The organism is Persicobacter diffluens, from assembly GCF_036244895.1.
In the GTDB taxonomy this organism is placed as follows: domain Bacteria; phylum Bacteroidota; class Bacteroidia; order Cytophagales; family Cyclobacteriaceae; genus Persicobacter; species Persicobacter diffluens.
This window is the reverse complement of sequence record NZ_BQKE01000009.1, coordinates 12568-38218: the sequence shown is the minus strand read 5'-3', so window position 1 is coordinate 38218 and position 25651 is coordinate 12568. Positions and strand designations below refer to the sequence as shown.

The window sequence follows — 25651 nt, the reverse complement described above, 5'->3', positions numbered from 1 at the left end:
GGAAAAAGGCAGGGAAAGGAAATGGTTATTGGAGCGATTGGTGGGGAATGGGAATAAAAAAGGCATCATGAGCGCATGATACCTTATTGGTGGGTTGATCTGATAAAGGGCTGGAACTATTTCCTTCTCGCTTCACGGATCTCCTGCTCAGAATAAGAGAGTAAACTCAAACACATGGCCAGGCAGTCCTCCATCTGTTTCTCTGACAAATACAAACGCTGTAATCGGGGCATAGTCATAGACACCAGAAATGTCAGTAAACCTTTGTTATGAATCTTATTGATCATTTTATCCATCTTCCGTCGGGATTTTTTATCATCTCCGGCACTTTCTGCTACTTTTATTTTAGTGGCATCCACCAAGTCAGAAAACGCCAAAGGATTGAATTTATCCTCCGGGAAATCTTCTTTCAAAAACAGATAGGTCAAATGAGCAAATTGCAATACGGCACTAAAGGCTTCCAGATTACTTTGCTCAAAGTTCAATTGGGCAAATTGACCCACAAATGTAAAGGCTCCGCGTGCGTTGCACATCTCATTGAGACTTTCCATATACTCCTTTTCAGGCATTCGGTCTATCGCTTCCTGAAGTTCTACTAAAGGCGTTACCATCGCCTTGTCCGTTGCTGTAATGTTAATCATGATGTTTTATCCTAATTTAGGGAAAGTCCTGCCAGCCTCCTGAATCCTTTTTTCACAAAATAACTGCAGAGCAATAAATAAATAGCCGATTTCAACCCTGACCTCTTCCGGCACCCCCATGCTTTCCAATTCAAAATCAATTAAGCCTACTAATGCAACAGGAAATTGTCGGTCATTAAAATTAGCCCAAAAATCATCCACCTTCCTCTGGCCTGATTTTTTATTTTTCGGTTGATTTTTCAGAACCTTCTCAGTTTCTAAAAATACCTGGTCATAGTCGGCTACTGGCAAGGAAATCCCCTTCAATTCCTTTTTAATTAAAGCATAATAAGTGGTCAGATGCTCCATGCAAGATACATATGCGTGCGGATTTCCCTTCAAATAGCCCTGCATCAACAACTCCAGCACAAATTTAAAAGCATCTCTTCGTCTCAATATTTGATAATGGATCCACGTCATTTTGGCTCTTGCAAGGCGACTATTTCGTCTCCTGAGGTTTAAAAAAGGGATTAATCGTTGTATCTCCTCGGCGGTAAAATTTTCCATTCCATAAATATAGTACAAGAAGGGGGGAATCCTGCAAAATTTTGGTAGTACCGCTAAACCAATACCGATAAACTGACTCCCTCAATGGAATAATTGATCCCATAAATTTTTACGAAATAAGGTGATGAAATCACCCTTAGTACAATTAGGCAACAAGCTGTTGCACAATTATAGATTTTCATAACTCCCTAAACCACAATTCCCCACTATAATCCACTCTTCCGTCCACCTCCCCCACTTCATCCCGTAAGATTCACCAAACCAAAACCCCAATCTTATGGTAAGGATGTCAGAACTTGCACGGGAGGTACTCTCCTGGGACGAAAAGAAAAAGCCACTGCGTAGCTCAGACCTGTTGGTCACTGAAATATTTGAGCTCAAAAACTTCATTTCCCCCTTGACGGAAGAAGAGCAAAACAACCTCTTCGAAAGTATCCAAAAAAATGGGATCAAGGATCCTTTGATCTTGTGGAAACGAGAAGATGATCACGTTATCATTGATGGCCACCACCGTTATGAAGCCTATCTCAAACTCAACTTAAAAGGCTTCCCTTTTATTGAAAAGCACTTCAATTCTCTGGAAGAAGCCAAAGACTGGATGATCTTAAATCAATTCAGCCGGCGGAACCTGAACGGAAAACAGCTGAAGTATTACAGGGGATTACTCTACAACCGAACCAAGGGAGATGTCTCAAAAAACCTCCTGAGAGGTCCTCAGCCCAAAGGGAAAAATTTTCCCCTCGGGAAAAGTACTGCAGAAATGATTGCCGAAGAGCAAGGGGTAAGCGGAAGGACGATTAAGAATGACGGCCTCTTCCAAATCGGATTAGACCTGCTCGATTCCCAAGAGCCAGGAACCAAACAAGCCGTCCTGAACGGTACGAAAAAAATATCGGACAGGCGGATTCAGGAATTGGCTTTAGGGAAAATAGAACTTTCCCTGACAGAGAGAAAGGTTCGTATTACTCCGAAAAAGCTAGAAGGGGCGATCGCACTGATTTTACAAGCGAAGGAGGAAGGCTTACTCAACGATGAGCAAAATCAACAGATGATGGGAATTTTGGGGATGGAATGATGTTCCCAGTCCCCTACTTATCGAGTGGTCAAAATGACCACTCCCTAAAATCCTGAAAAATTAAACTTATTATTCGATTCCTGCTCCTGTTGATGTTCTTTCAATTTCATCTCCATCCAGGGTTTAGGATTTGGAGAAAGGAAATATTGTTTTTCATAAGCGGTCCCTTGTTTTTGGATCATGAAAGTGCCAAACTTTATCCAGGCAGAGGAAGAAAGATTTCCATTATCTATTTGCTCCAGTATGCTTCTTTTATCTGTGGTGGATCCATGTTGAGCATACCAATCCCTAAACTCCATAATCAGCCCGGGACTTTCACCTGCCATTTTACAATAAGGAACCCGAACGTTTTTATACTCCTCTCCATAACGAACCTCCATTTGACGAATTAGCTCTTCCTGTAATTTAAGTCGGTTTTCCTGCTCTGCCTCCTGCTGCGCCCGGATATTTTCTTCCTGCTTTTGCTGATACTCCTTCTCCAGCGCCTCACTATTCATAAGCGTATTCTTATAAGCAGATGGATTTTTGATTTTATCCTTTTTCTGTTCCATCAACGCATCCACATACTTTTCCTTCCCGGAAACCTCTTCATAGGAAATATCTTTCGTTACTGAATCCGATCCTTCCTGAACCTCCTCCGCAAGTTCCGTTAAAGTCTCATCACCGGCAGAAGCATTCTTGCTGATCAGGAATTTGATCGCCACCACGGAAGTTCCTTTTTTGACCTTTTCATACTCAATGTGAATATCACTATGCTCATTGATTTCCTGCTGTGCTATCTCCAGTATACGCTTATTGAAATTATTGAAAAGCGCATACTTTGTTTTAATTCTTCCGCGGCTCAATAAGCTTTCCAGCTCCTCTTCGGTCTGCCCCTTATCTTCAAAATTCACTAACAAGCCCAATCGCTGACGCAGAAAAATAACCGAACAGGTCCGTGATCCCACCTTGAGGTATTGCTTGCACAACTCATAAATCTTGAAAGAGTAGGAGCTTTCAAACTTGGAAATCGAACGCACCAGGTATTTGGTAAAATTCCCTTTCAGGTTAAGCAAAAGGTCCCGTGCATCTTCTACGAATTTAATCTCAATGATCTTGGTCTTATCATCGCCCCGTGCTTGCAAAAAAGGAATGGAATGCCACTTGCCGTTTTCCAGCTGAATGAAAATGGACAAACTCCCCATATTCGCAATGGCAGACTTCACCAGCTTATACTGGCTTCCACCAATTTTGGAGCCCTCAGGAAACAGGTCAGCATAGCCAAAATTCATCCATTGAAATGCCTCCTGGTCTTTGGGAATTTTCGCCAAAGCCAAAGACATAATCCGTTGCTGGATTAGGGAAAAATGATTTTTACTCTCGATGAGTTTATTTGACTTAACGATCATCAGATCGAGATAATCCTCTTTCATAAAAATGAGATCAATGCATATACCTACATATTTGCCGGGGACAAAAATCAAATCAATACGAATTTGCCGACAAAAGCTTCCATTGCATACATATTTGCCGAGATTGAAGGTGCAAACAGGTACTAAAACAACAAAACCACAACTATATTAGGCAAATTTGTATGCATATCCTAGTAATGCATACACGTTTCGGCAAATTTGTATGCATATCTCGGCAAATATGTATGCACTGTTAGGCAAATTTGTATGCATTAGCTGGCAAATTTGTATGCATATCTCGGCAAATATGTATGCATTGTTAGGCAAATTTGTATGCATTTGGCCTTGTAAACTATTGTCTTTTAGAGGGTTTGGAGGGCCGAAAACATTAAAACAATTAAAACATTAAAAACAACAAAACAGGGGAGGAGGGTTGTCTTATAATTTTTATTAAAAAAAATAGCAAAAAAAGGAGTGGACAAAATGACCACTCCCTAAAAATGTTTATTCCGCCGGTTGAGCTAATTTGTCCAATTCCGATGAAGCCCATTGATGAAGCGCTTTTAGAAAAGCAAGTCGATCTTCTTGTTGATTCAATTTTTCGCCAAATTTGGCATAGCGTTTTTGAATAGCTTCGACTTCTTTTGAAATCAATTTTTCCGGATTGTTTGAACTCGAACGAGTCGGCGGTTTCAATTGCGCTGCAGCTTTGGCTATATCTTCAATGGAAGTGAGAGAGGTTGCGCTCAAATCCAATTTGGCCAAAGATTGCACATCTGCTTTGGATGGTTTTATTGCGCCCTTGAGAATGGCGTTTTTTAATTCCGGATTTTGCTTTCCGATATTTTCCAATCCTTCCGCATATTTCGCATCACGGCGAATGGTTTTTTCCCCTACACCGGTTTGCTCTGCAATTTTATCGGCCGTTTTTTGAGTCGAGTGGTCATTTTGACCACTCCCTTCCGAACTTGTTCCCGGCATTTGTCCACCATGGTTTTGCTTATAGCGATTATAAAGCAAACCGCGAAGGTATGAAGCTTGCTGAGCGGAAAGATTTCGGCGCCCCAACTGGTTATTGATCATCCAATCCTTCACTGCCTCCAGGTCCTTGAAATCTTTGACAGTGATCGGGAAGTCGATGCCCAGTTCACCGGAAATTCGGTAGCGGTTGTGCCCGTCAATGATAATATACTGGTCCTCCTTTTGCTTCCATAGCTGAATCGGTTCGCGAATACCTTCTTGCGCAATATTTTCTTTGAGTTGCTGGAATTCATCTTCCATCAGAGCCGGAATCAGGTCTTTCAGCTCCTCAATAATTGAAATATGCTGTTTAATACTCGCCTCCAATGCTTTTCCGGATGCGGTTGCTTTTGGAGCTTTATTTTTGAAAAGGTCTTTCTTAGCCATTAGTCAATAATTCTTCTGCCAAAGCCATATAATCTTGTGCGGCCTTATTTTTGGCAGAATGAGTAAAAATATCCGTTTCCATTGTGCCGGCTTCTGCCACGGCAATGGATTCATGAACGATGGTCTCAAAAATGTGAACATGATCATAATCCTCCCGAATTTCTTCTACATAGTGAGAATGCAGCGCCGTGCGATCTTTTACCCGGGTAAAGACAATACCTTCAACTTTGAGATTTTCATTCATGATGGCATTGTCTTCCATTAAGCGGAAAACACCGGCCAAACCTTTCACTGCACCTTTCTCCGGAACCACAGGAATCAAAACTGAATCCGCAGCCACCATTGCGTTGGAAACGATCATTCCACGTACCGATGGAGGGCAATCCAAAATGATGAAATCGTATTTTTCCCGAAGAGGGGAGAGGGCCTTGGAAAGCTGGCGGTAGCCAGGCAATCCCTGTGCTCGAAGCTTCTCGTCGGCATAGTCAAGATCCAGGTCAGAAGGCACCAGATCAAGATTTTCATCTATCGGGATCAGGGGCATTTCATTGCCTTCAAATACACTGTGCAAGGTCGCTTCAGGTTCATTTTGTCCCATGTTCTGGGATAAGTTGCCCTGTGCATCCATATCGATGAGTAGCACCTTTTGCTTTTTCATCGCCAGCGCTTTGCCTAAATTATGAGCCGTAGCGGTCTTTGCCACACCGCCTTTGTGATTGGCGATTGCAATTATTTTTCCTGGTTGTTGAGCCATAAAAATTAAGCCTTTGCTTTTTGCTCCAGCGTATCTAAATGTTCTAAAATTATTCGTTCCATGTAATTATTCCGGCTGCGCCCTTCCTTATCCGCAAGCTGAGAAAGCTTTTCCCAGATTTGCTCATGGAGGGCAATGCCTTTGGTAACACGAACCGTTTTCTCATTTTTCATACTGCAAGTTAAAATCTTATCAGGAATTGACAAGGATTGATAAGATTTAAGTCTCCTATCGAGAAGGAATAAAGGGAATATAGTGGTGAAAATCTGGGGAAAAATAATTAAAATACTAGTAATCAGCTATTTATAATTTTAAGATTTAACGTCATGAATTTGTTCCACTAATTCCTTATAAAGTCACGGAATTTCAGAAAACTATCCTAACCAATCATTTAACTGTGTAAATCAAAATCAAAAAAAGGCTCAGAGAGCCCATAAAGACCGATTTTGAGCCGTTTTTTTCGCTGAAAACAATTATAAATACTATAACACTTAACAAACAACAGGCTGTTGTTTCTTCTAGAATTTTTTGGTGGAGTCGAAAGTTGGAGCGATGAAGATTTTTAGAAGAAATTAGTTCAGTGGATTAGGGAAATAATCTACCACAAATGCATTATGTTAAATAATATAATTAAAATTATCCACTGTACGATGCGGAAGATTAAAAAAATAAATATGAGGAAAGGGAGAAGTTATTAACGCTCCATGAACAACTGGTAGTAGGCGCTGTTTTTCATCTCTGTAGCAAAGAATTTTTGATCATAATCCCCTCGCTCGCCATAGGTTTTAACTAACCAGCCTTTATAAGCGATTTTAGACTGCTCCGGGAGCGCATCAAACATCAACTGGCACTTCATCCACTCTTGGTAGTATCGGCGATTGTGGGGTAAATTACGGCCTTTCTGGAGGTGGCGGAGATAAACCTCTACCGTTTGACGATTATGATGCTGTTCAAAAAATTGCTGACGACAAGCATTGTTACGTTCACTGAACAGCTGATAGACGTGCGACTCCCATTCGGCTTCCTTTGCTGCAGCCTTTTGCAGGTCGATGGCATGCTGTTTTTTTGCTAATTCTGATACATGAGCCTTAAACTCTTTTTGGAAGTCTTCTCTGGGAAGCAGGCTGCGAAAATATCCCATCGGATTTTCAACATTATCCTTCTGCTCCACCACCTGAACGGCATACATCAAATAATCCTCCGGATACTCCTGTCTCAGCTTTTCCAGTGTTCTCGCATTCATCCAAGGCGGAAGACCAGGAATCGTATTGCATGCAGGCATGGGTGGTTTCGCGGAAGTAGGAGGGACGACCGCTTTCTTTACTTTTTTAACCGCACCCTTGATTTTAACCACCAACTTATCAATCTGCCGACCCAAAAATCTGATTTCCTGCTCCACATCCAATAGACCAAACTTCTTAATGTCCGAATAAGCCGGCTGTAAAACACGTCTGTCGAAATCTTTGAATCGGGGATAAGCCTTCGGTAAATAGCCCAGCATGGCTTTGATTTTCTTAAAATCAAAATGACGGTTCTTCAGCGTCAGATGTTGTCGAAGAAACAGATAGATCCGAATCCTCACGCCAGAACCCATCTTTTGAACATCCTCAAAGTCTACAGGCGTAAAATTTTGTTTGAGCCCCAAAAAAAACGGTTGCAGTGCTTTTGCAAATCGCAATCGAATATACCCCTTATACTTGGGGCATTCCACAAACTCCAGTACCTGATAAGTGCGCTTGCCAATTCGAAGCCGAAGCCCTTTCATAAACTTACAGGCTTCTCGACAATCTTCATACAAATTCCCAATGGCCTGCCCTTTTTTCAAGCCCACAAATTCCGACAAAGTAAAAGACTCCGTACGAAAATCTGTATCCTCTTGCCTGATACGTTCAGCAAGCCTGAAAATAATCATAAACTGCATTTTGGAAAGGCGGTATGTTCCATTTATAAAATCATTGGACAATACAATCATTCGGCTCAGGCTTAATAGGGTTATTGATTCAGTAAATATAATTATTATACTAATTAATTTAGTTCATCTACTAAATTTTTTCCGAATTTAACACCAAATACACGTCGTCTTTAACGACAAACTAAAATAATATACATCCATTTTTATACCTAATACATTCCTATAGCTTGGAATATCCGCTTCACTTCTCTTACTGATAACCGCCGGTGCTTAATTTCTATTCCATGCATTTTCATATAGGCCCGTAGCGTGTTAGGATGAATATTCATCATTTGGGCCACTTCCAGTCGTGTATACATTCCACTTAAGTTCTCAGTATCCATCTAAATTAATGTTGGTTTACTTTATTAAACCCAGATTGAGGAAAGTTATCTAAATTATAACCTACAAAAACGCACAATTTCCCACACTTATAGTAGTTTATCTATATAATTCACCAATAACTTACTATTCACTTTAGCAAAATAAGTTAGAGTGAATATGATTCAAGCTGGATTACTCATATCGGCAATTATTGGTGCAGGGATGATTTATAATCAGTTCACCGTCATTCAGGATCAGGTGAAACTGGATTTAAAAGCCGTTCGACTACATGCATTTGACTTAACCAAAGTCACCTTTAAGGTTGATCTTCAGGTTATTAATGTCTCCAATTTTGATGCGCGCGTGCAGGATGTTTTTGTAAAGCTTTTTCATCAAACGGCCCCTGGTGTTTTAAATCCGCTGGTAGAAGGTTATTCCATTCATCAGCAATTTAACATCAAGGCCGGAAGCACACAGCGCATCAATAACATTACGCTGGAGGTTCCTTATACCACCCTGCGTACCGTCCTGACTAATTTCAGTTTGAGTGGAGCCACCATCGTGGCCAAAGTCACCGGCAAGCTAAATGGCCAAATGTTATCTCACACCAAAACTTTTCAACTATGAGGGTGAGGTATCTCGATGGCTATGATCAGCTTGGCCTGGTGGCGGGTGGTAAACGAAGAATTCGTTCGGGACGGGAATATAATCAGTATTTCCCCAAGCCAGAACGAACCAATCCCTTGTTGACCCATTCTGGCGATAGTTTTGACACCCTAAAATTCATGGCGCAAATTATCAGTCAGACTTTGGGGGATACCAGGCAGATTGCCAGGGTTTTAAAAGGCAAAAATGATTACGAAACTGCCAAAAACATATGGAATTTCATTTATCACCACATCCAATACACCCCTGACGCCCGGCACGAAGAACAATTGCGCCGACCTGCGAGGTCATGGGCAGACCGGGCCGAAGGCGTAGATTGTGATTGTTATGCCATCATGGCCAGTTCCATCCTGCACAATTTGGGCATCGCCCATAAGCTCCGCAAAACCGCCTATAGTGGTCGGGAAGCTTACCAGCATGTATATGTGATTGTGCCTAATAAGGATGGCTCCATGCCCAAGCCACATGCCACCATTGATCCGGTGCTCAACCAATTCGATCAGGAAAAGCCATTCAGCAAAAACTACGACAAAAACATGTTACCCATTCGCTATCTCAACGGACTCAACGGTACGGAGCCACTTCCTTTTGAAGCAACAGCCGATCCGGTGCAGCTCTATTTCTCCGAAGAAATCCAGGGCATTTATGGGCCCGAGGATGAAATGCTTTTCTTCGATGGCACCACCTATTATGAAATGCAGCCACGGCAAATGTTAGGCCTGGAAGGACTTGGGCAATTAGGGCTATTATCCTTTTTGGCACCAGTGGCGAGCCTGGTGGGCAAGGGAGTCAAAGCCATTGGAAAAGGCATCAAAAAGATCCGGGAGAAGCGCAAGGCCAAAAAGTTGGCAAAGATCAATCCCCCAAAACCAGTGAGTGTTGCTCCTCTTCAACCAAAGGGTCTTTCGATCATGAATACTGCTCCGGCACTCCCGGGAATAGCACCCAAATCCTTGGTTCCTGCATCGGGTAGTAACTTTTTGAAAGACACCCTGGATACGGTAATGAACATTATCAAACCACAGCAAGGCAACGGAATGTCCGTGCATGAAAGTGCTTCCATTGCCAAAGCACAGGGGGAGGCGGCCGCCAATGCCGCAGCTTTTGAGATCATGAAAACACAACAAAACAATCAAATGAACCCGCAAACCATGATGATGATGGGAATGGGGGCTTTGGCGTTGATCGCCATTATGAAAAAATAATTTCCATGAAACAGTACTCAACTCAATTAAAAGAAATCGCCGGTGTAGCGGGAGGCATCACCATCGCATCCGTCATTGGCAATCGGCTCAACAATCCACTGGTAGAAGTGGGGATGTTGGTGGCCGGCACTGCAATCGCTTTGAAAGCCCCCAGGTTTTCTAGTGTAGGCGTCGGGATGGCCGTGAAAGGAGCTATTGGAGTCGCCGGCAAGGTGGCTGAAAAAGTCTCCATGTTGAAACCTTATGTTCCGACCGTTGGCGTTGGCATCAATGGTATGGGGGAGTTGATCCAGGATGAGGATGGCAACATCTACCAAATCAACGGATTGGGAAACCCATCATTAGTGCAGGATGAATACGGCAACACCTATATGCTCAATGGGGGCGAAGGTAGTGAGCTGGAAGATACCGTGGGAGCCTTGGATTACGATGACGAGCTCATTGGATTAGAAGACACAGTGGGGTAATGGCGGTCTGACGCCTAAAAAAAGAATATCAAATACTATCAAACCATGACACAACAATTCTCCCGTGCAATCCAGTTTTTGCACAAAAGAAAGGGTAAACTCCCTCGCCAGACGCAGGATGAGTTTGCCAAAAAATCCATTCGCATTACAGATGCCGATGTCGTTCACGCTTCGGATATCAGCAATGCCGGCTCCGTTCACCCCTTGTTGAGATCTACCAATCAAAAGGTGGTTGGTATCTCGGACTTCAATGAAAACACGCTCGATGTGGGGCAAAATGTAGCGGTGGACAAGATCAAATTAGGCTATGTTTTGAAGCCAACCGATTATTCCGGATCACCGGCCTCAGTGAAGTATTCCTCAGATTATGCCAATTTTCCGGCGGAATTGCTGAATGCCAAATTCCTGATCAAGCAGGATGGGAAAACCTTATTATCCCTTCCGGTGGAGCGCTTCACGCATTCCGCCAAATCCACCAAAGTACAAGGAGAGGAAGACACCTATCACCTGGATACGCCGGTGCTTTTGATTGAAAAGAAAATCATTGAAATGATCATCGAATTCAATCCGGATCAAGCCATGGATGAATCTGCTGGTAAGCACTTCTTCCAGGTACGGTTGATGGGGGCTCAGACCATGCCAAAGTAATGGCTCAATGTAGGTTAATGTTCGAGGGAAGGGACCATTCCTTCCCCATTTTTAAACCTAACTACCAATGAAAAAAGAAACCTTTCTACAAACCAAAACCATTGAAATTCCCGGCGCTACTGCCGCTACTGTAATCCGTTCTGAGGTGAAGTTGAACTCTTCTTACGAACGATGCACGGGCGTGGCCATTTACCCCATCAAGCAAGGGGGAGTAGATGCCTTCCGAGTGGGACTGGATGATAACGGAGGAGCGCTTTTACAAGTGACCCATCAGGATGCTCTGACTGCTGATAAGTCCCTTCCGTTCTCGGATCGCTTTCAGGAAATCAATGTGCCTGCCAATGGTCATACGGTGAAAATCAACACCCAATTTGACCAGCAGACGACCGAGGCATTGAAATACGATTTTGTCTTCCGATTGGAAAGAACCACCAAACTGTAAACCATGGGACTGTACTTAATGAAGTTGACCTCTGACAGCCTGCTGCAGGATGGTGATACCTTCTCTCTGGACGCCTGTGCCGGTTTCACCATCATAAATGCCGGTGATACCGATGCCAAGATAGGCTATGTAGGCGAGGCCTTGGACATTGACATTCCGGCGGGTGAACAATATTCTTTTCCGGCCAGCTCGGGCTATGCTTTCGAAGGACAAATGGAGGTCCGATTCTCCATCACCGGAAGAGGACTGATCAAGGTATTCAAGTACGTCGCCAAGCTTAACGAACAAATCTTATGATGCTCAAAATTTTATTGCTCTTACAAATGTTCTCATTTGGACCCTATCAATCACTCAACAACAAAGTCAACCAAAAGGCGGAAGCTCCTCAGGTGGTGACCATCAGCGATGGCTCCCTGGATTATCCGGCAGGCATGGCAGAATATGGAAATAAAATTCCCGAAAACACCTTGCTACTGGATTGTAAAAACCTGGAGTACAGCGAATTTGAGGTAGTGGCCGATGAAGATTTTTTAATACAAATCCACCGGGCCAATCATGGCGGCCGGTATAAATTATTTGTTCATCGCACGCAGGATAATGAAATCAAAGCCAGCTGGTTAGACCCCACCGTGGGACGAACCTATACCATCGTTGGAAAGCCGGAACATGTGGAGATCATCGAGGTAGAATTTATCCGGGAAAGAGCACGCGTAGAACAAAAAGTCCGGACCTACGGGCAGTTCACTGATGCGGAATACTGGAAAATTCTGGAGCTGATCAATCCTTTTAATCCTCCGGTTGCCCCGATCATCAAACTGTCCGCCGACAGTCCCCTGGAGGTAGAGGTTGGAACTACTTTAGACACCACCTTCTATATCGAATACCATCAAAATGACGGAGGGATTTGGCTACCCGGCACAGCTAATATATTCTTGAATAACCAGGTCTTACACAGCGGCAATTTAAACTATCAGCACCAATGGGTCATCCCTTTGGGCAAAAGTAGATTCACGGCTGAACTGGGGTATGATAAAGGACCGGAATGGTATGATCTTGAAGGCAATCTACATCAAATTCCATCCGGGATCGCATTTACCAGCCTAAGCTATAATGCCTATCTTAAAGTATTTTATGGCTTAGGGCTTCCGATAAATGAACTGGAAATACGAAGTGCCACGCATGCACTTTTAAATGGAGACTTCAATGGCGTCTTAAACATTCCCAAAGGGGAAAAACAATTCTTCATCGCCATTCCGGAAGGGAAATCACTGAAGGTTTTGTTTCGGGAGTCTTCGAATGCCGATGTCACCAACAGCTTTTCCAAACAAAATATGATGGTCCCTGATGCCGGTGGCAATCCTTGGCCTTACGAGCTGTTCACATCCACTCTGGCCGGTGCCGGCTATTCTCAGGATGCGCATTATGATTTTCAAATAGCATAAACATGTCAAAATTTAACCTGCCCTTTGGGCTTAATATTGCGGCGGCGGATCCTACCGACAGCCGTCAACAAGTGGCTGATGCCGCTGACCGTCAAGCATTAATCACGGATGGACTGGCCTTCGATGGGATGGTCGTTTTCCAAAATGATACCCGTGAGATTTACGCTTTGCGCAACAAAACCACCAATGACTGGGTACTTTTGGCCGGTTCGGATGGAGGATCCGGTGGATCTATTATTGTGGATTCTTTAAGTGAACGAAATCAGCTTTTGGATGACGGAAAAGTCAGCGAGGGGGCCACGGTCTATGTAAAAGATGTGGATCAGTATTTCGGTTTGAAAGGTGCCACCAATGCTGACTGGGTAGAAATTGGTCCGGTGGATCAACAGGAATATCTGGACATTCTGGCCCGACTGGATGAGATTGAAAATCCGACCGTGGGCGCTTCTTATGAAGCACCGACACTTTCCTTATCCGTGATTCCATCTTCCAATGTGGAACAGGGCACAACGATCACACCGGCTTTGAGTCTGGCTTTTAATCAAAGAGATGGCGGGGCGGATGATCTGGCCTCAGCAGAGATCAAACGTAATGGAGCGGTGATTGCGTCGGGGACAATGACGCATAATGATTCCTTCAAAATTGGGATTGAGACCGTTACCTATTCCGGTAATATTGACTATGCTCAGGGCCCCATCAAACAGAATAATAAAGGCGAAGACGATCCGGCCGGACAAATTGCTGCAGGTACCGCAACGGCCTCGAATAAAACAGTAAATGGCTATGCCGCTGTTTTTGCCGGAGTCGGAACAGTGACTGACGGGGATTCCGTTCGGACGCTACAAAGCAAATTGAAAATCGGATCTACGGCGATGAGTATCACCATTCCGGCGGGTGAAAAGAATCTGGCTTTTGCCGTACCCACAGGTGCGAATGTGGTAGTGCTTTTCCGGGAATCCTCGAATGCAGATGTGACCGGCTCTTTTGTAAAATCCGGAGCCATCACCCAGATACCCGATGCCGGAGGCGATCTGCAGGATTATGATGTATACGAATCCACCCTTGCAGGAAGTGGCTATGGGACTACGGCACATTATGACTTAACCATCAACTAAAGACATCATGGCTAAATTCAATTTACCTTTTGGTATTCATATCGCCGGATCAGACCCTATTGATGACCGCGTCATTGTTGCTGATCAGGCAGCACGGGAGGCATTGGTCACCGATGGACTGGCCCATGAGGGCATGGTGGTCTATCAGGCAGACAGCAAACAGTATTTCGCCCTTAAAGGCAGCACAAATGCCGATTGGGGGCAATTGATTCCGGACAATATCGTGGCAGATATTGAGGAATTGAAAAACCCCACTATTGGAGCTACTTATCAGGAACCGGAGTTATTTATCTCCCTGACCAATAGTGCCTCCGTAGAGAAAGGAAGTAGAATCACGGAGACTTTAATTCTTGCTTTCATCCAAAATGATGCAGGAGTAGAAGAGGTGAGTTCGGCGGAAATATTTCGCAATGGTCAATCGATTTCAACCGGAAGCATGACCGCTGTTGAAGGCTATATCATCGGGGATGAAGTCGTAGAATATACGGCACAAATCAATCATGCCCAGGGCCCCATCAAACAGAATTCAAAGGGAGAGGAAGAGCCGGAAGGACAAATTCAGGCGGGCACTATCAGTTCTTCTTTTCCTACTTATATCAGTGGGTATCAACGGCTATTTTACGGCACAGGAAAGCCACAGTCAGGTCCTCAGGTTCGATCATTTTCTGATGCAAATCCAGTGCAACTCTTAGCAGGAAATGAATCCGTTTTTCAATTCAATCTACCCAAAGGAGAAAAGCAATTATACATTGCCGTGCCTACGGGAAGGTCAGTCAAGATGGCCTTTGCCGAAGTCTCTGATCTGGATGTATCCGCTTCCTTTTCATTGATCGGGCAAATTGATGTACCGGATGCCAATGACGATAGGGATTTCTATGACTTGTACCAATCAGAGTTGGCAGGACAAGGCTATACCACTGATATGATTTATCAATTTGAAGTGCAGTAAAGATGAGCAGATTAAGATTACCATTCGGACTATATATCGGCTCCGGCTCTTCCACCGACAGCCGTCAGATTGTAGCCAACCTTCGCGAGCGATTAGCGCTGGTGGACAATAATCGTGCGTTCAAAGGCATGATCGTCTATCAGGAGGATACCGACAAACACTATACTTTGAAAGGCACCACCAATGATAGGTGGGTGGAGATTCCATTAAAGTATGATAGCTCTGGGCGGATCAATTCGGCTACAGATTCAGAAGTGGATGCCGGTAACATTGACTATAAATACCTCTCACCAAAAGGGCTGAAATCCTGGTGGGAAAAGGTGAAAAGCTCCCTTGGCGGTAACAGTCAGATTCCTTTTGAGCTCGCCCTGCTAAATCTTCGTGTGGATCGATGGGTAAGTGGTGGCACCAATGATAGTTTCCAGGTACGCTTATGCCGGCCTTATTACAATGATATTTGGGATCAAATTCCTGATGCCCTGGTCTTTCGGGTGCTCCGGTATTCGGACCGGATAGAATGCGCGGGTTACAGTTTTCAGACGGATACCGATACGGCTTTGTACAAAACACCGACCAATACTGGTCAGGCATCAGCGGCTTCATTTGTGATCTATGATAAGGTGAATCAAGTCGCTTATCTGAATCCCCACTCTTATCAAAGTATGGATGATCTGCACTTTGATGGTCTGGCGCAAAATTTCAAAATCATCAAAGATGAAGCGAGTCGATTAGTGGTGATGGATGCTGATTATAACGGGGAATTTATCAGTTATAAGGCCGCTATTAATTCCTGGCTTGCTTCTTACGCTTTACCGACCATTCCATAAAATGTCCAAACTCAACCTTCCATATGGCCTTAATATCGCAAGCTCCGACCCTTTCGACAGCCGGCTGATTTGTGCAAATGAAGCCAGTCGATTCGCTTTGGTTGACAGCGGTTTGGCCTATATGGGAATGGTGGTGTTTCAACTGGACAGCAAGCAGTTTTTCAAACTGACCGGCAACAGTAATCAGGATTGGCAGCATTTCGAAATTACGCTTTCCGATAGTGTGGCGACTGATTCAAGTACTGTAGCGGCCTCGGCTAAAGCGGTGAAAAAATCATTTGATGAAGCCCTGAAAAAGGAGCCCAAAATCTCCAAGAATTCAGGATTCAACCTGCCAAAGTCCAGTGATGAAAAAATCTATGATACCGGCAAGCTGGCCACCATTGCGGCTGTAAACAAGGTCCATCAGTACCTGAAACAGCTGGAGTCCAGAATAAACGCACTGGAGCAAAGTCTATGAAAAGGTTTATACATAATTTTCTCGATAAAAGCGGTTTCGCTGCCTTAAGCCTGACCGCCTATAATCGCTGTCTGGATTTCTTCGGAATAGTGGAATGGCACCATATCAACAAAACCTTTTTCCTGGTGAATTCCTCTCTGGGCACCATTTGGTTGATCTTCAAAATCCATAGCGAATACCGTGATTATAAGAATTCAAAAAAAATAAAATGATGGAACGATCCCTTTCTCAACAATTTGCTGCCGGAGTCGCCAATGCTTTTGGTGTGGATGTGGACCGTCCAGCAGCTAAGGTCATTCCTTCCAGTACGCTCAAAAAGCTACCCAACAGTTCAACCGTGGTGCCCTCTATCAAACGGATTCCGACGGTTAAAACCGGGCAGAATACCAATCCTGTGGCGAAGCAAATGCAAGCCCAAAAGCAGGCTAAACTTCGCCGAAGTCGGGAAGAAAGAAAACGACAATTCGCAGTCCAAAAAAGGAAGGACCGAGCGCAAAGAAGAAAGCGCCTGGAAGCGCAAAAACAACAGGAACTCCTTCAGCAAAACAGCCGATTGAAAAAGGAATTGGCGGTATGCAGTCAGTCAAAATCGGTACTTCAAAAACCAGCTTACTTTGGTAGAAAGAGCAGCATTGCACCAGTGAAGTCCAGGCCTTCAGTATTGACCAAAAGGCGAAGCTCCTCCCGTTCAGGGGTCAGAAGTCTGATGGCTAAGGTGCGCGCATTGAAAAAAAAAGGCTCCCCTGGCAGATCATCTATGAGCATTAAGCGGAGGCCTCCTTCGATGAGATCGCAATCAAGACGATCTGTCTCGGCCCCGAAAAAACCGGTAGTGAAACAGACCAGAAAGAAACGATCCCTCTTCAAAAAAGTGATCCGTCATCATCCGGTGGCTATCGCCGGAAGAGGACTCAAACGATTATTCCGAAGACGTAAACGCAAGCGATAAAACCCAACCCACATGAATAAATTATTAAGCATTGCCAAGCACGTGTCCCGCTTTGAGGCCGTAGATATCAGTTATTTCAAAGACGATGAGGAGCATCTGATTTATGAAAATCAAAGCACTTCGGATCAGCAGGAACTGGTGAATATCCTGGAAGAAATCAAATACACTTATGCTCCGGATAAAATCATCCTCACCACTAAAAAGAAACAAGGGGATGACTTTGTTGCCGGCGCGAAGCAGACGGTAGATACTGTTGAGCCGGCCAATCCCTCTTCTTTGGAAGGAATGCCGCAAGATCAGTTGAATGACGTCAAAGCCTATATGATCAAGCAGCTCGAAAAAGACCTGCAGAAGATGGAGAAGAAATCCGAATGGCTGGAATCACAGAATGAAAGGCTGAAGGAAGAAAATTTTAAACTCCAGAAAGAGAATCAGCTCAAGGATGAAGTCCATGCGATTGAGGATCGAAAGAAGGAGATCGAGCAAAGCAATGGATTAGCAGGAGTAATGGAAAAGGTCGGCGAGAATCCGGTGCTGGCCAACCTGGCCGCTGTGGCCGTAAGCCGATTGATGGGCGTGGATATGTCTGCCGGTCAATTGCCATCGGCCAATGCGAATGTTTCCTTCGACGGATCGGATAATGAGGTGATTGCTGAAACCGAAAAATGGTTGCTGTCCAAGGATGATCAGTACCAAAAGGAATTCTTTATCCTGGTGCAATTACTCGCTCAAAATGAGGAGCTTTTAGGGCAGTTGTTGAGCAATTTCCGCAAGCCAACAGATCAGGAGGTGGACTATGAGTAAAGCGAATCTGACAATTTCTGTGAATGTAAAATCTGCTGCGGAAGGAAGGAAAATGGCCCGTTGCATCCAGACGATTGTCAATCAACTGACGGTGGAAAGTCTGGAGATTCTGGCGAAAAAAAGTAAGAAGCCCGGCATCAATATGCTGATTAAGAACTATCAAAATATCCTTTAAAATGAATCCGGCAATAACAACAGCAACCAAAGCGATTACCAGCGATACCGGCCTGAAGGTGATGAAATACGTCCTTTTAGCCGGTGTCGGCATTGCGGTTTATTATGTGGTGGACCGGCAGTTCAAAAAGTCTAAAGCGGTGCAGGCCGCCAATCAGTTCGGGGTGCAATCCGATAAGGGAATGAGCACGTCTTATGCCAGCAGGTTGTTTGCGGCCATGTACCCATCTTCCTTCACCTGGTTTTGGGATGGAACGGATGAAGCGGAAATCTTCCGGGTAATGCATGATATGAAAAAGAACAACATCTCAATGGCCTCGGTGAACAACGCTTACCGGGCGCTCTACCAAAGAAATGTGGTGCAGGACCTGACCGAAGAACTCAGCGGTGCCGACCTGATGAAACTCAATCAAATTCTGGCAGCATGAATACCGAAGATCTCTATATCATGATTGGCCTTGGAGCCGCAGTGATCGGAACACAATATTTGCAACCGAAAATAGCGGACCTTGCTCCGGCAAATACTGCAGAGTCACAGAGTCAGCAGCCAATGCAAAGCCCGCTTTATGCCTTGGTAGCCATGGATAAAACCGGTATTTATACTTCCACCAAATCCAATCCTTCCTTTCCCGACGGCAATGGATCCGGCCTGATTACGACATTGTATGAGGATAATATGGCCGGTAAACTAACGGGCAAAAAGGAAAACGGAATGCTGGAAATCTCCACGCAAATCGGCGGGCAGCACTACAAGTATTTCATTCATGAAAATGCTGTTCGTCTGTTGACGCTGGATGAATATCAGGACTATCCGGTGCTCGCCAAAACGGACCTTCAATTAATCGCCATCAGAAATAAAGCCCTATGACATTCAATAAAATACTCGATCAAAGCCTGAAACATGAAGGTTTTTATGCCCATGTGCCCGGCGACAGTGGCGGGGAGACTTATCAAGGCATTGCCCGTAATCATCACCCCAACTGGGTAGGGTGGTATCATGTGGATATGGCCAAAGGACAGGCCGGAGGGAGACTGCCATGGAATCACCGGATTGAATCTACAGAACTCGATCATCTGGTCCGGGAATTTTACTTTGAAAAATTCTGGAAAAGAGCCCGGCTGGATTATATCCAGGATACTGCCTTGCAGGCGCAAATCTTTGACTTCTATATCAATGCAGGAGGTAATGCCATCAAGGTCCTTCAACGGGTATTGAATCAACATTTCGGTATGAAATTGCAGGTGGACGGAGCTATTGGTCCTGCCACCATCAGCGGAGTAAACTCGGTCGATGCACAAGCCCTCTTTAACCGCTTCAAGCTTGCCAGAGTGGAATATTATGAAGCATTGGCCGATAGCAACGCGGGTTTGAGGAAGTTTCTGAAAGGCTGGAAAAAACGGGCAACGGACTTTGTGTATGCCGAATGGCAACCCTTTGGCTTGGGCGTTATAGCATTGGTGCTTATTGGGGGATATTTATTCTATCACTATGGGAAATTTTCTATCTAGAATCATCAATAGTAGTGCCTCTAAGGTGATTGCCAGTTCTGCCAAAATAGTGGATCAGGTCGTTACCTCAGACAGTGAGCGACTACGGCTCAAAAATCAATTAGGGGAAATCCTAATGAAGGAACTCACCGAAATGGCAGAGGTCCAGAGCCGTGTGATCCTAGCGGAAGCACAAGGAGGAATCCTGCAACGAAACTGGCGACCAGTGGTCATGCTCAGCTTTGCTGTTATTGTGATCATCTCCGCCTTTTATCCGGTAGAGCTGCACCGCATTCCGGAACCTTTCTGGAACCTGCTCACCGTAGGTATTGGTGGTTATGTGGCAGGACGAACGATTGAAAAAGTCGCCGGACAATTCTCGGCCAATGTGGATTTGTCCATGATCAGGAAGAAACACCGACATGAAAATATCAACAAATAAAGCAGTAGAAAAAACGATTTATATGGGCGCTTGTGGGTTGGTGGCCTATTGGATTGCCAGGCGTCTTAAATCCAAAGACGCCTCGGCTTTCCTGTTTGTGGGCGGGTTACTGGGCGAAATTTTAGCAGAATAAACAATACCATCATGATACTTTCAACCATGGCCGCCGCCTCTTTAGCCTGGTGGCTATTTTCCGATGATCAATCGAAGAGCTCCGCCGGACTCTATGGCATTCCTACCTATTCCGAAGCCGAAATCATGGCCCTGAACGGGGACCTTGGCGAAGCTTTGGAGGGCGAAGGGCTGGAGGGAAAATCGGTCAATCAGATCATTACCGATATGGTGCTGGAGCGGATGAAGGAGGAAGATCTGCCCTGGCGAAAATCATGGAAAAAGGTGAAAATCAAAACCAAAGACGGTGTAACGGTGCCGGTAACTCCAACCAATTTCGCCACTAAAAATGCCTATCGGGGAACCAATAATTTCCTGTTAGGTATGGTCGCGTTAAAGGAAGAATTGATTCCCTATTTCATGACTTATAAGCAAGCCACAGAGAAAGGTGGTAAAATTGAAAAGGGAACAGCGCAGTATCCGGTGATCTATTACCTGGAAAACTACTACGATGAGGCCGGCAACAAACTCACCAAACAGGAAGCGATAGCGAATCAGAATGCAGGTCGTGAGGTGGAAGTGAAAATAGGCCTTCGATACTATAAGGTGTTCAACCTGGTGGATATACAAGGACTGAAAGGTGTGGAAATCATGAAGTTCAATGAGGCAGATTTGATACATTTCGAAATGATTCCGCAGGCACAAGAGATCATTGAAAAAATGCCCAACCGACCAGATAATTTCTGGAATCGCAACAGTGCGTTTTACAGTCCATCAGATGATATCATCCAGTTGCCATATGTTGATCTGTTTATTAGTAGCGAGCGGTTTTATTCCACTTGCTTTCATGAACTTTCCCATTCGACCATGCACAAAAGCCGGATGGATAATGAGCAGGACCGCATGGGACGAAAATTCGGGGATAATAAATATGCCGAGGAAGAGCTGGTAGCTGAACTTTCGGCCATGTATTTATGTGGTCAGGCTGGGATTTTCCATCATGTTATTGATCGCGGTGCTTCTTACATGAAGGGGTGGCAATCGGCCATAAGTGCAGCGATGAAGGAAGATGATAATTGGATTATTCGTACCACAGCGCTGTCACAAAAAGTAGCGGATTATATTTTATCCGGGGAGAAAAGTATCCCATTTGAACTGAAATTTCTAAAGGATCTTAATAAGTCCACCTCCGAAAAGAAGGAGTCTAAACAGCCTGAGAAGACCGAAGCCAAACCAGAGCCGAAACCCAAAGCTCCGTCAAAACCAAAGACTCCGAAGGCTCCAAAGAAAACCACCAAGACCGTAAGTCAACCAAAAAGCAATATTGAAGTGGAGTTGGTCCGCAATGTAAAGGTTAAACGCTTGCAGTTGAAATTCACCCGCAAACCAAGTGAAGTGGATCGTGCGATTTTGAAGGATAATGGTTTCTCCTGGGCACCGAGGCAGAAGGTGTGGCAAATCCCCATTTCTTCTGAAAATGGGGAAAAAGCAAAGCAGGCAGTTGATCAAATAAGCTGCATTCTAAAAAAAAAATCTGAGGGGAAGTCCAGCGGAAAGGTAAGGGGTAATACGCCAAAGACACCCAAAAGGGCCACAAAAAAGCCAACTGGTTCTAAAAAGGCCAACGTCCAAATGATGAATTTATCCATCATTACCACAGACGAAAAGCGATTCCAGAACCGACAAAATGCCTTTTCAGAAGAGTCAGCCAACCGGATTGTCAAAGCTTATGAGGAAGGAAAATTCAACTGGGCGGCCTTCGATCCGATTGTGGTTTGGCGGGAAAAATCAACGCATCATTATAAGGTGTTGTCCGGCCACAGTCGTTTTGCTGCTTTCAAAAAGCTCAGTAAAAAGGATGTTCAGTTCCAGCAGATTCCAGTCAAGATCTTTTCTGGGACAGAAGCTGAGGCCATTGATTTTGCCCTGAATTCCAACACCCTTTCCACCAAGGAAACGGACCTGGAACGTGCAGCCTACTATCAAAATAAGCGCATCAATTGTGGTTTGTCCGGTTCATCCTGCGCAAAACAGATTGAAGAAGAAATTCGGGAGAAAGAAGGGAAAAACGCCTCGACCATTCATAATCTGTCTTATCTCAATCCGAAGGGCTGGATTGCACAGCAAATATTACAATTTGACGGCAAGGATAAGACCAGCTCGAATAATTTAAACACCATTGCCACATGGACAGGAGAGGCCCGCCGAAAGTTCCCCAAGCTAACAGATCAGCATGAAAATCAGATCGCAAAGTGGTTATTTGAAAAGGGCTATGGAAATAAGTCGGGGCAGTTCAGCGCCAAATCAAAGTTCTTCCAGTACCTCGACCGATTCTCTGATATGGGAAAATTTAATACAGTGATTAATCTGGATCGACAGGTGAGTAAGAGTCCCGCCGAGCAAGAATGGGAAGAACAAAAAAGGGAGATGGAAAAGATCCTCAAAGCGGCAGAAAAGGAATATCAGGAGAAATCTACCCGCTTCTATGCTGCGGTAAACAGCGATGATCCCACACGAAAAATCTCCAAAGCTAAGGCCGATGAACTCTCCAGACCCTATTTCGACAAGGTGGGGACAATCAAACAAAAACTGGCGAAGCACCAAATGAAAAAAGCGGAAGCCAAACAAGCGGGAAGAAAGCAAACCGCCCTGTTCGGCACCAAAAAGAAAGCCTCATGAGTATTCCCAAAAAGTATATCAAAGCCCTGCAAAACGCCAAAGACGAAACGGAGCGAATGATCATTATCGCATCCATGGAAGAACATCTGGTAACATCACAGATAGAAGGTATTCCGGAGCACTCTGTCGCCTGTGAAAATACCACAGGACCAAAATGCGAATGTCAGTGTGGTGGGAAATTTCATGGCTCCGAACTGGGCGATGCGGTGAGTTGTATCTGTGGTTGCGAATGCGAAAAGCATCAGGGGCATTCGATCAAGCCGGAGCAGTACCGACAACTCACGGGAGCCACAACACCAAAGACGCAAACCGGCTTTGCTGGCTTCGGAAGTCTGGAAAGGGCAGAAGATCCTACACCCAAAATCAAATTGCCCGGGGAGATTGGAGAATGGCTGGGGGAATTTGCCCCTCATGAATCGGCCATTGTCATCCGCGGAGACAAAGGAGCCGGCAAAACCCGATTGGCTTTCCAATTGATGAACGGACTGGCCAGCCTTGGAAAGTCAGTCGGATTTTTTACCCTGGAGATGGACCCGGCGCATCCGGTGATTCGGAACTATACCAACAGCTATATTGATCCGGAAAACCGCCCGAAAATTCAGTCCGCAGCAGAGGCCTCCAAAGGCGTTACTTCCCTACATGAAGCCGCCCGGCACTTTGATGTGATCGTGGTAGATTCCTGGAACAAAATCCCAAACGCCAAACAGCAGGACCTGAATGACCTCCGCAAACAGCACAAGAAAACCATCTTCATCATGATCTTTCAGTCCACCACCGGACGCCAAACCCGGGGCGGAAATATGGTGGAATTCGACTCGGATATGGTCATCCATGTCCATGAAGGTGGCAGGGCAATGTTTGAGAAGAACCGGTATTCGAATACCCATCAGGTGTTTAATGTCTTTGAGGAGGGGATTGAGGGGGAGGATGTTGAGGTGGTGGTGAGGTAAGCAAGTCGCCGTTTTGCCTAGTTAAAATTTCAAGCCTAGCTTCTAATTTTAGGTGCGAGTTTTTTGGTATAAAAAACCATTAAGCCCTGATAATTTTCAAACCTGTCAGTTTACCAAGTTTCTTAGCAATTGATTTCGACTTGCGATTTAATTCTGCTACGGATTTATCACTATTTGCTTGTGCTGAAGGCATAGGCAGGATAGATATCTCTTTACCATTCCTCATTAAAAATAAAATCTCACCGGTTTTATAATCAGGCCCCTGGATGAATTTGCTTACAGTTGAACCTCTCAATGTGGTTGAATCAATAATGATCCCTTTAACCTCTGAAGCGGGAATGTTTTTTTGGGAATAAACCTTATCCAGCACAAAGACATTTTCTGATTTTACAATGATCAGGGTCCTATAGTTTACTAACCAGAACTGAACCATGAATAAAACAAGTCCCACTCCTAATACTCCAAATAAAAAAGAAAAAATTTTCGTCTGAATGTCCGTTTCGGAAGTGATACCTAAAACACTCAGGTACACGCATGCTATACCTATGAAGACCAAAAAATAATCAGTAGAGTTAAACTTATAATTGAACTTCACCTCGGTCCTACCTGCTGTACTTTTTATAAGTAAATCTTTCAAAAAAAATAGTCATTTGACTCCAGTAAAATAATTAGCAAGAGTCAGTGTATCAAAAAAACAAATCCTTAGTTCTCCTCTAAAAGCACTAATTCTTAACAAAGATAAAAAATATTCCTGGACCTTCAGATTGTTCCTAACAGATTAAAAAACTGGACTGGTTTTGCAGCATAAAACCGGATTGAAAACCTGGGGGAAGAAATATGGTGGAATTTGACTCTGATATGGTGATCCATGTGCATGAGGGAGGAAGAGCGGTCTTTGAGAAAAACTGGTATTCGAATACGAATCAGATGTTTAATGTTTTTGAGGGGGGATTGAGGGTGAAGATGTTGAGGTGGTGGTGAGGTGAGTAATTCTAAAGGGGACAACAATTATTGTAACGATCATATAAATATACCACATAAATCATAAATCAACATGATCCTACCCACTATCGAATTGAAAAGCCTTTCTCACTTGGGGATTTTGTGTTTATACGCCTATTTTTATTCACTTGAATTATTCGCACACTTACAATTACCCTATTGACATTATGATTAAGAAACTGTTTATAGTAGTTTTTCTAACAATAACTTCATTAACCGCTACTGCACAAGACATTACATTTGAGGATTTAACTAAAATTAATTGGAATGAATACCCATTCTCTGCAGGTGAATTATTAACTGAAAAGGGGTACCTATATAATGATAAAGCATTGCTACAAAGCGCACTAACTCCCAACGAAGGACCTAGAGACTCTTTTTATCAATTGATATATACAAAACTTAGCGAGGTCGACGAAATGGCAGCCTATCTTGTTGTTGACGAAATAGCAAAAGGCAATTTACCATTACAAATGCCTGTGATTAAACTTGTTTATATGAATAAAAATAAGGACAAATTTATTAAGCTTAGTAATGAGATAAAAGAAGCTTGTGGAGATCCAGAATTGGAGTTTTACTTCGGACCCAATTCGTTGGCTTTTGTTATCGAAAAACAGTTGATGGAAGGTACCCCTATTTATTCAGTTTTAGCTTATAGAATGTCCAAAAAGGATTTTGATAATATGCAGAATCAATTACAAGAAGCTTTTAAGAAGTTTTCAGAAGAGTAGTAATACTGATT

Annotated in this window: 34 protein-coding genes; 25 read left to right on the top strand and 9 right to left on the bottom strand. The window is 44.1% G+C overall.

Going from position 1 to position 25651, the window contains the following annotated elements; genetic code table 11:
• Positions 1-116: 116 nt before the first annotated feature.
• Together AAA970_RS26920 and AAA970_RS26915 are read right to left on the bottom strand one after the other, a co-directional pair.
• On the bottom strand, positions 117-641 hold the full coding sequence (locus AAA970_RS26920; RefSeq protein WP_338240054.1) for a hypothetical protein: 525 nt from the start codon (positions 639-641) through the stop codon (positions 117-119).
• Between the two features lie 6 nt (positions 642-647).
• Positions 648-1187: a hypothetical protein gene (locus tag AAA970_RS26915; protein WP_338240053.1), complete on the bottom strand. Its 540-nt coding sequence runs from the start codon at positions 1185-1187 to the stop codon at positions 648-650.
• A 286-nt stretch (positions 1188-1473) separates the two neighbouring features.
• Between AAA970_RS26915 and AAA970_RS26910 the strand changes: the two genes are divergently transcribed.
• Positions 1474-2262 (top strand): ParB N-terminal domain-containing protein, encoded by a 789-nt coding sequence (locus AAA970_RS26910; RefSeq protein ID WP_338240052.1) that lies wholly within the window; start codon positions 1474-1476, stop codon positions 2260-2262.
• A 44-nt stretch (positions 2263-2306) separates the two neighbouring features.
• Here AAA970_RS26910 and AAA970_RS26905 read toward each other — a convergent pair whose 3' ends face one another.
• From AAA970_RS26905 to AAA970_RS26880, 6 genes are all read right to left on the bottom strand, one after another.
• Positions 2307-3674 (bottom strand): replication initiation protein, encoded by a 1368-nt coding sequence (locus AAA970_RS26905; protein WP_338240051.1) that lies wholly within the window; start codon positions 3672-3674, stop codon positions 2307-2309.
• 483 nt (positions 3675-4157) lie between these two features.
• Positions 4158-5060, bottom strand: coding sequence for a ParB/RepB/Spo0J family partition protein (locus AAA970_RS26900; RefSeq protein WP_338240050.1), 903 nt, complete (start codon positions 5058-5060; stop codon positions 4158-4160).
• Positions 5053-5814 carry a ParA family protein gene (locus AAA970_RS26895; protein ID WP_338240049.1) on the bottom strand — a complete coding sequence of 254 codons (762 nt, stop codon included), beginning with the start codon at positions 5812-5814 and terminating at the stop codon, positions 5053-5055. Before AAA970_RS26895 ends, AAA970_RS26900 begins: the two co-directional genes overlap by 8 nt.
• A 5-nt stretch (positions 5815-5819) precedes the next feature.
• Positions 5820-5987 (bottom strand): ribbon-helix-helix protein, CopG family, encoded by a 168-nt coding sequence (locus AAA970_RS26890; RefSeq protein WP_338240048.1) that lies wholly within the window; start codon positions 5985-5987, stop codon positions 5820-5822.
• Positions 5988-6508: 521 nt separating this feature from the next.
• Positions 6509-7786, bottom strand: coding sequence for a replication initiation protein (locus AAA970_RS26885; protein WP_338240047.1), 1278 nt, complete (start codon positions 7784-7786; stop codon positions 6509-6511).
• Between the two features lie 149 nt (positions 7787-7935).
• Positions 7936-8109, bottom strand: coding sequence for a hypothetical protein (locus AAA970_RS26880; RefSeq protein ID WP_338240046.1), 174 nt, complete (start codon positions 8107-8109; stop codon positions 7936-7938).
• 157 nt (positions 8110-8266) lie between these two features.
• Between AAA970_RS26880 and AAA970_RS26875 the strand changes: the two genes are divergently transcribed.
• The 22 genes from AAA970_RS26875 to AAA970_RS26770 all read left to right on the top strand — a co-directional run bounded on the left by AAA970_RS26875 (position 8267) and on the right by AAA970_RS26770 (position 23907).
• Positions 8267-8716 (top strand): hypothetical protein, encoded by a 450-nt coding sequence (locus AAA970_RS26875; protein WP_338240045.1) that lies wholly within the window; start codon positions 8267-8269, stop codon positions 8714-8716.
• Positions 8713-9960, top strand: a complete 1248-nt coding sequence (locus AAA970_RS26870; protein ID WP_338240044.1) for a transglutaminase-like domain-containing protein — start codon at positions 8713-8715, stop codon at positions 9958-9960. Before AAA970_RS26875 ends, AAA970_RS26870 begins: the two co-directional genes overlap by 4 nt.
• Before the next feature lie 5 nt (positions 9961-9965).
• Complete coding sequence (locus AAA970_RS26865) at positions 9966-10427, top strand: hypothetical protein (RefSeq protein ID WP_338240043.1); 462 nt, start codon at positions 9966-9968, stop codon at positions 10425-10427.
• Between the two features lie 45 nt (positions 10428-10472).
• Positions 10473-11075 (top strand): hypothetical protein, encoded by a 603-nt coding sequence (locus AAA970_RS26860; RefSeq protein WP_338240042.1) that lies wholly within the window; start codon positions 10473-10475, stop codon positions 11073-11075.
• A 67-nt stretch (positions 11076-11142) separates the two neighbouring features.
• Positions 11143-11517 carry a hypothetical protein gene (locus AAA970_RS26855; RefSeq protein WP_338240041.1) on the top strand — a complete coding sequence of 125 codons (375 nt, stop codon included), beginning with the start codon at positions 11143-11145 and terminating at the stop codon, positions 11515-11517.
• A 3-nt stretch (positions 11518-11520) separates the two neighbouring features.
• Positions 11521-11814 (top strand): hypothetical protein, encoded by a 294-nt coding sequence (locus AAA970_RS26850; RefSeq protein ID WP_338240040.1) that lies wholly within the window; start codon positions 11521-11523, stop codon positions 11812-11814.
• The gene (locus AAA970_RS26845) at positions 11811-12959 is read left to right on the top strand and encodes a hypothetical protein (RefSeq protein WP_338240039.1); all 1149 of its coding nucleotides are present in this window, start codon (positions 11811-11813) and stop codon (positions 12957-12959) included. The genes AAA970_RS26850 and AAA970_RS26845 overlap by 4 nt, the downstream gene beginning before the upstream one ends.
• 2 nt (positions 12960-12961) lie before the next feature.
• Positions 12962-14074: a hypothetical protein gene (locus tag AAA970_RS26840; RefSeq protein WP_338240038.1), complete on the top strand. Its 1113-nt coding sequence runs from the start codon at positions 12962-12964 to the stop codon at positions 14072-14074.
• A gap of 7 nt (positions 14075-14081) precedes the next feature.
• Positions 14082-15023 (top strand): hypothetical protein, encoded by a 942-nt coding sequence (locus AAA970_RS26835; protein WP_338240037.1) that lies wholly within the window; start codon positions 14082-14084, stop codon positions 15021-15023.
• Between the two features lie 2 nt (positions 15024-15025).
• A complete protein-coding gene (locus AAA970_RS26830) occupies positions 15026-15850 on the top strand; it encodes a hypothetical protein (protein ID WP_338240036.1) in 825 nt (274 codons plus the stop codon).
• Between the two features lies 1 nt (position 15851).
• Positions 15852-16310, top strand: a complete 459-nt coding sequence (locus tag AAA970_RS26825; protein ID WP_338240035.1) for a hypothetical protein — start codon at positions 15852-15854, stop codon at positions 16308-16310.
• On the top strand, positions 16307-16522 hold the full coding sequence (locus AAA970_RS26820) for a hypothetical protein (RefSeq protein WP_338240034.1): 216 nt from the start codon (positions 16307-16309) through the stop codon (positions 16520-16522). Before AAA970_RS26825 ends, AAA970_RS26820 begins: the two co-directional genes overlap by 4 nt.
• Entirely contained in the window at positions 16519-17259 is a 741-nt protein-coding gene (locus AAA970_RS26815) for a hypothetical protein (protein WP_338240033.1), read from the top strand. The genes AAA970_RS26820 and AAA970_RS26815 overlap by 4 nt, the downstream gene beginning before the upstream one ends.
• A gap of 12 nt (positions 17260-17271) precedes the next feature.
• The gene (locus tag AAA970_RS26810) at positions 17272-18063 is read left to right on the top strand and encodes a hypothetical protein (RefSeq protein ID WP_338240032.1); all 792 of its coding nucleotides are present in this window, start codon (positions 17272-17274) and stop codon (positions 18061-18063) included.
• Positions 18056-18238: a hypothetical protein gene (locus AAA970_RS26805; RefSeq protein ID WP_338240031.1), complete on the top strand. Its 183-nt coding sequence runs from the start codon at positions 18056-18058 to the stop codon at positions 18236-18238. Before AAA970_RS26810 ends, AAA970_RS26805 begins: the two co-directional genes overlap by 8 nt.
• A gap of 1 nt (position 18239) precedes the next feature.
• A complete protein-coding gene (locus AAA970_RS26800; RefSeq protein WP_338240030.1) occupies positions 18240-18665 on the top strand; it encodes a hypothetical protein in 426 nt (141 codons plus the stop codon).
• Positions 18662-19105: a hypothetical protein gene (locus AAA970_RS26795; protein WP_338240029.1), complete on the top strand. Its 444-nt coding sequence runs from the start codon at positions 18662-18664 to the stop codon at positions 19103-19105. Before AAA970_RS26800 ends, AAA970_RS26795 begins: the two co-directional genes overlap by 4 nt.
• A complete protein-coding gene (locus tag AAA970_RS26790; protein WP_338240028.1) occupies positions 19102-19746 on the top strand; it encodes a glycoside hydrolase family 108 protein in 645 nt (214 codons plus the stop codon). The genes AAA970_RS26795 and AAA970_RS26790 overlap by 4 nt, the downstream gene beginning before the upstream one ends.
• Positions 19727-20167, top strand: a complete 441-nt coding sequence (locus tag AAA970_RS26785; protein WP_338240027.1) for a 3TM-type holin — start codon at positions 19727-19729, stop codon at positions 20165-20167. The genes AAA970_RS26790 and AAA970_RS26785 overlap by 20 nt, the downstream gene beginning before the upstream one ends.
• Positions 20148-20300: a hypothetical protein gene (locus AAA970_RS26780; RefSeq protein ID WP_338240026.1), complete on the top strand. Its 153-nt coding sequence runs from the start codon at positions 20148-20150 to the stop codon at positions 20298-20300. The genes AAA970_RS26785 and AAA970_RS26780 overlap by 20 nt, the downstream gene beginning before the upstream one ends.
• Positions 20301-20311: 11 nt before the next feature.
• On the top strand, positions 20312-22957 hold the full coding sequence (locus AAA970_RS26775) for a zincin-like metallopeptidase domain-containing protein (RefSeq protein ID WP_338240025.1): 2646 nt from the start codon (positions 20312-20314) through the stop codon (positions 22955-22957).
• Positions 22954-23907, top strand: a complete 954-nt coding sequence (locus AAA970_RS26770) for an RAD55 family ATPase (RefSeq protein WP_338240024.1) — start codon at positions 22954-22956, stop codon at positions 23905-23907. The genes AAA970_RS26775 and AAA970_RS26770 overlap by 4 nt, the downstream gene beginning before the upstream one ends.
• 79 nt (positions 23908-23986) lie before the next feature.
• On the opposite strand, the gene AAA970_RS26765 is transcribed toward AAA970_RS26770, so the two are convergent.
• The gene (locus AAA970_RS26765; RefSeq protein WP_338240023.1) at positions 23987-24544 is read right to left on the bottom strand and encodes a hypothetical protein; all 558 of its coding nucleotides are present in this window, start codon (positions 24542-24544) and stop codon (positions 23987-23989) included.
• Between the two features lie 200 nt (positions 24545-24744).
• Between AAA970_RS26765 and AAA970_RS26760 the strand changes: the two genes are divergently transcribed.
• Both AAA970_RS26760 and AAA970_RS26755 read left to right on the top strand, forming a co-directional pair.
• Entirely contained in the window at positions 24745-24888 is a 144-nt protein-coding gene (locus AAA970_RS26760) for a hypothetical protein (protein WP_338240022.1), read from the top strand.
• 188 nt (positions 24889-25076) lie between these two features.
• Positions 25077-25640 carry a hypothetical protein gene (locus AAA970_RS26755; protein WP_338240021.1) on the top strand — a complete coding sequence of 188 codons (564 nt, stop codon included), beginning with the start codon at positions 25077-25079 and terminating at the stop codon, positions 25638-25640.
• Positions 25641-25651: the final 11 nt, after the last annotated feature.

What these genes read in the sequence shown, in the direction of transcription:
- AAA970_RS26835 (WP_338240037.1), top strand. Translation starts at nt 14,082, where the DNA reads ATGGCTAAATTCAATTTACCTTTTGGTATTCATATCGCCGGATCAGAC.
- AAA970_RS26880 (WP_338240046.1), bottom strand. Translation starts at nt 8,109, where the DNA reads ATGGATACTGAGAACTTAAGTGGAATGTATACACGACTGGAAGTGGCC.
- AAA970_RS26865 (WP_338240043.1), top strand. Translation starts at nt 9,966, where the DNA reads ATGAAACAGTACTCAACTCAATTAAAAGAAATCGCCGGTGTAGCGGGA.
- AAA970_RS26895 (WP_338240049.1), bottom strand. Translation starts at nt 5,814, where the DNA reads ATGGCTCAACAACCAGGAAAAATAATTGCAATCGCCAATCACAAAGGC.
- AAA970_RS26915 (WP_338240053.1), bottom strand. Translation starts at nt 1,187, where the DNA reads ATGGAAAATTTTACCGCCGAGGAGATACAACGATTAATCCCTTTTTTA.
- AAA970_RS26920 (WP_338240054.1), bottom strand. Translation starts at nt 641, where the DNA reads ATGATTAACATTACAGCAACGGACAAGGCGATGGTAACGCCTTTAGTA.
- AAA970_RS26800 (WP_338240030.1), top strand. Translation starts at nt 18,240, where the DNA reads ATGAATCCGGCAATAACAACAGCAACCAAAGCGATTACCAGCGATACC.
- AAA970_RS26810 (WP_338240032.1), top strand. Translation starts at nt 17,272, where the DNA reads ATGAATAAATTATTAAGCATTGCCAAGCACGTGTCCCGCTTTGAGGCC.
- AAA970_RS26760 (WP_338240022.1), top strand. Translation starts at nt 24,745, where the DNA reads ATGGTGGAATTTGACTCTGATATGGTGATCCATGTGCATGAGGGAGGA.
- AAA970_RS26860 (WP_338240042.1), top strand. Translation starts at nt 10,473, where the DNA reads ATGACACAACAATTCTCCCGTGCAATCCAGTTTTTGCACAAAAGAAAG.
- AAA970_RS26900 (WP_338240050.1), bottom strand. Translation starts at nt 5,060, where the DNA reads ATGGCTAAGAAAGACCTTTTCAAAAATAAAGCTCCAAAAGCAACCGCA.
- AAA970_RS26795 (WP_338240029.1), top strand. Translation starts at nt 18,662, where the DNA reads ATGAATACCGAAGATCTCTATATCATGATTGGCCTTGGAGCCGCAGTG.
- AAA970_RS26870 (WP_338240044.1), top strand. Translation starts at nt 8,713, where the DNA reads ATGAGGGTGAGGTATCTCGATGGCTATGATCAGCTTGGCCTGGTGGCG.
- AAA970_RS26805 (WP_338240031.1), top strand. Translation starts at nt 18,056, where the DNA reads ATGAGTAAAGCGAATCTGACAATTTCTGTGAATGTAAAATCTGCTGCG.
- AAA970_RS26840 (WP_338240038.1), top strand. Translation starts at nt 12,962, where the DNA reads ATGTCAAAATTTAACCTGCCCTTTGGGCTTAATATTGCGGCGGCGGAT.
- AAA970_RS26825 (WP_338240035.1), top strand. Translation starts at nt 15,852, where the DNA reads ATGTCCAAACTCAACCTTCCATATGGCCTTAATATCGCAAGCTCCGAC.
- AAA970_RS26845 (WP_338240039.1), top strand. Translation starts at nt 11,811, where the DNA reads ATGATGCTCAAAATTTTATTGCTCTTACAAATGTTCTCATTTGGACCC.
- AAA970_RS26790 (WP_338240028.1), top strand. Translation starts at nt 19,102, where the DNA reads ATGACATTCAATAAAATACTCGATCAAAGCCTGAAACATGAAGGTTTT.
- AAA970_RS26755 (WP_338240021.1), top strand. Translation starts at nt 25,077, where the DNA reads ATGATTAAGAAACTGTTTATAGTAGTTTTTCTAACAATAACTTCATTA.
- AAA970_RS26775 (WP_338240025.1), top strand. Translation starts at nt 20,312, where the DNA reads ATGATACTTTCAACCATGGCCGCCGCCTCTTTAGCCTGGTGGCTATTT.
- AAA970_RS26875 (WP_338240045.1), top strand. Translation starts at nt 8,267, where the DNA reads ATGATTCAAGCTGGATTACTCATATCGGCAATTATTGGTGCAGGGATG.
- AAA970_RS26910 (WP_338240052.1), top strand. Translation starts at nt 1,474, where the DNA reads ATGTCAGAACTTGCACGGGAGGTACTCTCCTGGGACGAAAAGAAAAAG.
- AAA970_RS26890 (WP_338240048.1), bottom strand. Translation starts at nt 5,987, where the DNA reads ATGAAAAATGAGAAAACGGTTCGTGTTACCAAAGGCATTGCCCTCCAT.
- AAA970_RS26785 (WP_338240027.1), top strand. Translation starts at nt 19,727, where the DNA reads ATGGGAAATTTTCTATCTAGAATCATCAATAGTAGTGCCTCTAAGGTG.
- AAA970_RS26820 (WP_338240034.1), top strand. Translation starts at nt 16,307, where the DNA reads ATGAAAAGGTTTATACATAATTTTCTCGATAAAAGCGGTTTCGCTGCC.
- AAA970_RS26815 (WP_338240033.1), top strand. Translation starts at nt 16,519, where the DNA reads ATGATGGAACGATCCCTTTCTCAACAATTTGCTGCCGGAGTCGCCAAT.
- AAA970_RS26850 (WP_338240040.1), top strand. Translation starts at nt 11,521, where the DNA reads ATGGGACTGTACTTAATGAAGTTGACCTCTGACAGCCTGCTGCAGGAT.
- AAA970_RS26905 (WP_338240051.1), bottom strand. Translation starts at nt 3,674, where the DNA reads ATGAAAGAGGATTATCTCGATCTGATGATCGTTAAGTCAAATAAACTC.
- AAA970_RS26780 (WP_338240026.1), top strand. Translation starts at nt 20,148, where the DNA reads ATGAAAATATCAACAAATAAAGCAGTAGAAAAAACGATTTATATGGGC.
- AAA970_RS26885 (WP_338240047.1), bottom strand. Translation starts at nt 7,786, where the DNA reads ATGATTGTATTGTCCAATGATTTTATAAATGGAACATACCGCCTTTCC.
- AAA970_RS26770 (WP_338240024.1), top strand. Translation starts at nt 22,954, where the DNA reads ATGAGTATTCCCAAAAAGTATATCAAAGCCCTGCAAAACGCCAAAGAC.
- AAA970_RS26855 (WP_338240041.1), top strand. Translation starts at nt 11,143, where the DNA reads ATGAAAAAAGAAACCTTTCTACAAACCAAAACCATTGAAATTCCCGGC.
- AAA970_RS26830 (WP_338240036.1), top strand. Translation starts at nt 15,026, where the DNA reads ATGAGCAGATTAAGATTACCATTCGGACTATATATCGGCTCCGGCTCT.